General features: G+C 56.7%; 4 protein-coding genes. All 4 read right to left on the reverse strand.

Annotated features, from left to right (window positions below; translation table 11 throughout):
* Positions 1-41 precede the first annotated feature (41 nt).
* Entirely contained in the window at positions 42-1,592 is a 1,551-nt protein-coding gene (locus IGS51_RS04105) for an ABC transporter substrate-binding protein (protein ID WP_297076262.1), read from the reverse strand.
* 17 nt (positions 1,593-1,609) lie between these two features.
* On the reverse strand, positions 1,610-2,881 hold the full coding sequence (locus IGS51_RS04110) for a CHAT domain-containing protein (RefSeq protein ID WP_297076264.1): 1,272 nt from the start codon (positions 2,879-2,881) through the stop codon (positions 1,610-1,612).
* Positions 2,882-2,958: 77 nt separating this feature from the next.
* Entirely contained in the window at positions 2,959-3,939 is a 981-nt protein-coding gene (locus IGS51_RS04115) for a DUF1822 family protein (RefSeq protein ID WP_297076267.1), read from the reverse strand.
* A gap of 101 nt (positions 3,940-4,040) precedes the next feature.
* Entirely contained in the window at positions 4,041-5,000 is a 960-nt protein-coding gene (locus tag IGS51_RS04120) for a hypothetical protein (RefSeq protein WP_297076270.1), read from the reverse strand.
* Positions 5,001-5,221 lie beyond the last annotated feature (221 nt).

Consider the following 5,221-nt stretch of genomic DNA (forward strand, 5'->3'; position numbering starts at 1 on the left):
GATTTAGGGTGAGGGTTACAAAAGTGGGATACACCCATCGCCTATGGGCAAACCGTCTCAGGGACAAGATCGAACGGGTTGGCTGGGTTATCGACTAACGTCGTGAGAGCGCGAGTCGTTAAATCTTTGCGATCGCCCCGTGCGTCAAAGCTAATCGTCTTGCCAGGAAAGATACTGCTGGGGGATTGTGCGGTTGCTAGCCCCTGGCGAATTTCATCGGACGTAATGCCAGGGCGCAGCTTGGGCAGCAGCACCTCAATCGCCTCGTAAGATACCGCCGTGACCCGGTTCACGCCGCCCAGCCAATAGCGATTGGCAGACTGCACAAAATCTGGGGCGCAGGCAGCATACCAGTCTGTAGCGACAATTAGCCGATTGCTGAGGGCGCGACGCTCCTCCGAACTGCTGCCGCGATCGCTCCAGTCAGCGGTGTAAATCGGGGCAGAGGCCAGAATCAGCCGCCTGCCGCCGTCCGCCTTAATCACCGCCAGCGCCCGATTAAAGGACTCGCTGTTGCCCGTGCGACCGTCCGGCAGCACTACCAGTGCGTCTACGTCCTCGACCTGACGCAGCGCATCGGTCGCATCAAACTGCGGAACGGAAAGGTCAAACGTGCGAACAATCGTGCCCCGCAGTTCGCTCTCAAACTGATAGCGCAGGTCGTCACTGTAAAACTCTTTAGAATTGGCAAATAGCGCAACTCTAGGCTGGTTCTTTTGCTGATGCAAATAGTCTGCTAGGGTTCTCGCTTCGATCTGTGTGGAAGACGTGGTGCGGAAAAACACGTCAGCACCGTTGCACCGCGCCCGCAGATTCATCACGGTGCTGAGGGGAGAAATCACCACCTGCCTGGCTGCGGCATACACAGGCAAGGAATCGCAAGTGCCCCGACTGGTGTAATTGCCAATGACCGCTAGAAGCGGCTGTCCGTCGAGCGCGGGAAGGTTGGGCTGAACCAGCGCTTCGGCGATCGCCCTGCTTTGCGCGGGCACGTTCAGATCATTGGCAATGATGACTTCCAAATTAGTGGGCGCATTCGTCCGATTGACGGCTTGATCCTGGGCCTGGGCAATGCCAAACAGCATTTGCTCACCAATGTTAATCAGCGTTCCTTCTGGCGTGCTGAGGGGAATCACCGCTGCAATCGTATAGGTGGGTTGCCCTGCCTGTCGCCGCAGCCGCACTTCGGCATTGTTGCGGAAAATCAGCACTTCAGGATCTCTCAAGGCTGCGGTTGCGTTTTTATAGTCTGGGCTATTGGAATCGTTGGAAAACTGCTGCCGTTGGGCTTGGGCAAGCTGCCGTAGCTCGTCAAATTTTGCTTTAGCGGTGTTGTAATCGCCCGTGGCAAACGCATTGATGCCCGCTTGCTTGAGCGCTTTGTAGGGTGCTTCCAGCTTGAGGCTGCCCAGCAGGTTCCCATTGTCGCCAACAGTAATCAACCGTTCGGTCGGGAGCAGCTTAGGGCTGGGATTGCCTGACCCCGCAGGGCCGACTAGCCCCTGACTAAGGCCGCTCCCCGGTGCATCACACTGCACAAACAGACAGCGGACTTGCCGAAGCGATACAAGGGCGATCGCCCCCAGCAGCACCGCCGCCGTCCCCGCGCCTACCAGCCTGGCGGCGGGCTTATCTGGGGCGGGCGAGGTTCAGGCGGATGGGGCGGGGGGATCGCAGGCTCCTGCTGCAACTGATCTAGCAACAGTTGCCAGGTCAGCGGCTCCGTATTTTGCTTGACGCACACCGTCGGCAGCCAGGTCACTTCGGAATAGCGCAGGTTGAAATGCTCCAATCCCTGTCGCGCCGAGCGCATGGCCATCAGCAGGGAGCGCCTTTTTGTGGCGAATTCATGGAAAAAGCGCTGCAAAAACTCCACCGCCACCGGATCGGGCACGGGTTCCTTCATGACAATGCAGCGGGGTACGTCAATCTGGGCAAGCTGCTGCGCCAGCCCCAATCCGTCGCATGAGTTAAAGATTGCCAGTTGCAAACCCTTGCGAACCAGCTTGCTCAATGCAAACTTAAAGTTACGAATGCTAATTTCATCGGTTTGATTCAGCAGCAGCCAGCCCACGTTGCCGTCATCATCGCTGCGGCTATGGCCGACATACACCAGAATATGAAAGCCTTGCGGATCTTCGAGCGCAGCCTGGAGGGTTGCTGGAGACGGCTGGAGCAGCGAGATAACTTCCACCGTGTCAGGATGATCGTGTTCAAGCTGCTGAATCGCGGCCAGGTCTTGATCGGTGCTGATGTCGTCGCTTTCTCCCACAATGACCAGAATTCTGATTTTGGCAGCCTGGGGATAGCTGGGGCGTGACCCCAGGGCCGTGGCAGGGTTCAGCACCCGAATGGCAGCATCGCTGTAGTAGTAGTGCTGCCTCAACAGCTTCCAGTCCTGCCAGGGTAGTCGTTTGAGCGTGTCATCATTGCCGAGATCAATGATTAGCAGCGGGCGATCGCTGTTCCCGTTTCCATTCCCATTTGCATAGCTACTTCCGTTCCCGTTTGCATAGCCATTTCCGTTGCCATAGCCATTTCGACGCAACAGCGGAATCAGCGCCTCTCGCAGTTCACGCCAATGCTTATTGCCGTCGTTCAGCCATTCGTTAAACTCTTCTTGCAGCCTTTCCGAAAGCCGAATCACGTCCTGCGCCGTGTGGTGAGTAATTTTGACACCGCTGATGCGAAAGTGCGATCGCACGCCCTCCTGCACCGCATAGGCCGCTTTCCAGTCAGCCAGCGCTGCGACTAAGCTATCGGGCATCGCTGGCAGCGCGGCCTCCAGTTCACCCAGATCGCGGCTATCTAGCCGAACTCGGTATCCAGCAGCGGAATTGTCCTCATCACGGGGGCGGAGTGTCAGCTTAATCGTTTCCATAGGGGCTTAGTTCATAACCTAATTGAAGATATCGCACGATCGAATAAACCTATGCAACTCTAATTTTCTAGAATTTTCTAGATGCAGAATTCCTCTACTTTGCTATCTTCACCAAGCGCAATGCGAACGCTAAATCGGTCGCCCGGCTGACAGTCGCATAATTCGACCTCGGTCCAGCCGCTGCCGCTTTTGGGACGGGAGTCTACAATCACTGCGCCTGTCTCGTCCAACACGGTGATTTGCAGATTGCGCGGCAGTTGGTCAGACGAAGCATCAGGATACAGCCGTAGCCGCACGTTGAGCGTGTTGTCTTCAGTGGTAATGGAAATCACCTGAACCACCAGCACCACCTGCTTTTCGAGCGCCTGAAACTCGATTGCCTTGGCGCGACTGACGGAATTAATCTGGGCATCTATATCTGGAGGGACTGAGAAGCCGCTGCCAGTGGCATTTCGAGATCCCGACCGCATGGTTCGATGGCTAGCGACGAAGGCTTCGGGCGATCGCCATTCGGGATGCCGAAACTGCCCCATCAGCCACTCCCGCAGATTGACGATCGCCAGATCAGGATGCAGCACATCCAGCAGCGAGTCGAGCGGCAGCAGTTCGCTCAACGGTACGGTCATCGGCTCAAGGGGGGCATCGTCTTCTGCAAACGGCACACCCCGCACAAACCCCAGCAGATCAACTGCGTCCAACTGTTCATGAAACTGGACGGCAACATAGCCCAGTCGGTTTTGTGCAGCTTCCAGGGGGAGAGTCATAGCGGTTTCGCCGGGCAAGACCGGGCGACATTCCAGCCTGCCCATTCCTGGCAAAACCAGATCCGCCACATCCAGCACCGCCCTCAGTCCTGGCTGCCAGCAGTCGCCCTCAGCAAGGCTGGTGTTCAGTTCCAGCCAGTTCAGGTAGGTCTGCACTGCGTAGACCGCCAGCGTGTTCAAATAGACCCGTTTGCCTTTCCCCGGCGTGGCCTGCTCGGCTGCAAACTGGGCGGCAGATTCAAACGCATCTTGACTGAGGGGAATGGGTAGGCCGATGAGTTCTACAGTGTTCATTGTTGCGTTCCAGAAGATGAGGGTGCAGTTTAGCAGATGACATTCAGAGAAGATTCGCGTCGCAATTCGCTGAAACATTCCGATCCAGTGCGGACGGGAAATCAGAGGCGATGCTTTTTGAGTTTGGGCAGGCAGTCACTCTGCCAATGTTTGGCTACGGTAGATTCTTTGATCTGGAGGTCGCGGGCGATCGCCCTCATCGACTCTGGCGGCTGAGACAGCAGCAGCCGTTTGGCCACATCAAGACAGTTGCAGAATTCTTGCGCGGGCGGGTGGCAGTCGCCTAGACACTGCGCCTCGTCCGACTGGAGAAATTCGATCACCTGAGGATCGAACCGCAGCGCGACGATTTGCAGCAGCGGCAGGCACTTGTCGCGCCAATGCGAGTAAAGCGTCTGCTCCGGAATGCCAAACTCCTGGGCGATCGCCCGTCTCGTTTCGGACGGTTCGCTCAGGTGTAGCCGCTGAATCAGCGCTTGACAGTGGCATTCCAGGAATTTATTGGGATGGCAGCCCTGCAATATCGCATCGGGGTCTGCGGCCAGATAGCGGTGAATCTCTAGCCCGATGCGCTGCTTTTGCACCTGCTGGAGTGCCTGAATCCACGACTCTAGCAGCGTCATGTCCTGGCGCGGATCGGGCGTGAGGTCGCCCAGAGGGGTCTGATTGCCGTCTTCCCCAATCGACTGATCTAGCAGCACCACGTTGCCAAATTCTCGCTTGATCTCGCGTTCTCCGCGTTCTGGTCGATGCAAATCCTTGATTTTTGTATCGGGGTTTCGCAAGTCCCGGATGCGTCCCTCCAAATAACCGTTCACCCAGTTCATCAAATCCGTAGAAACTGAGGTGCTGCGGGGGCTAAACTCGTCGATTGCTCGACACACCCGCTCCATCGTCAGGCTGAGGGCGTGGCCATAGTCGGGATGGCGAGAGCGGCGCAGCTTGGGCGATCGCTGAATGCACAACAGCAGCCGAGACAGGGCCTTACGACGCAGCAGGGGCGCAGCATCGGGACTGCGAATCTCGTCTAAAAGGGCTTGAATTTGAGTGTCATCACACATGGTTTGGCAACAGGCGTAGGGAAAACACAGAAGACAGATTGAAACCGTTCATGGCACAAACAACACCAAACCGTTTGCTGAAACTCTATCAGCCTGACTCGGAGGCGTTATGAAAAATTACAGGACTCAGCGGCAATTTTGCTTTGCGGCTGAGAGCCGATCGGAAGTTGTATCTGGAGCATAGGGCGCATCTCAGTTATGCAAGTTTGCCCTCATCCCCC

Source organism: Thermoleptolyngbya sp. M55_K2018_002, assembly GCF_015295965.1.
Lineage (GTDB): Bacteria > Cyanobacteriota > Cyanobacteriia > Elainellales > Elainellaceae > Thermoleptolyngbya > Thermoleptolyngbya sichuanensis.

Coding starts and splice junctions, on each gene's coding strand:
- IGS51_RS04110 (WP_297076264.1), bottom strand. CDS start 2,881: ATGGAAACGATTAAGCTGACACTCCGCCCCCGTGATGAGGACAATTCC.
- IGS51_RS04115 (WP_297076267.1), bottom strand. CDS start 3,939: ATGAACACTGTAGAACTCATCGGCCTACCCATTCCCCTCAGTCAAGAT.
- IGS51_RS04120 (WP_297076270.1), bottom strand. CDS start 5,000: ATGTGTGATGACACTCAAATTCAAGCCCTTTTAGACGAGATTCGCAGT.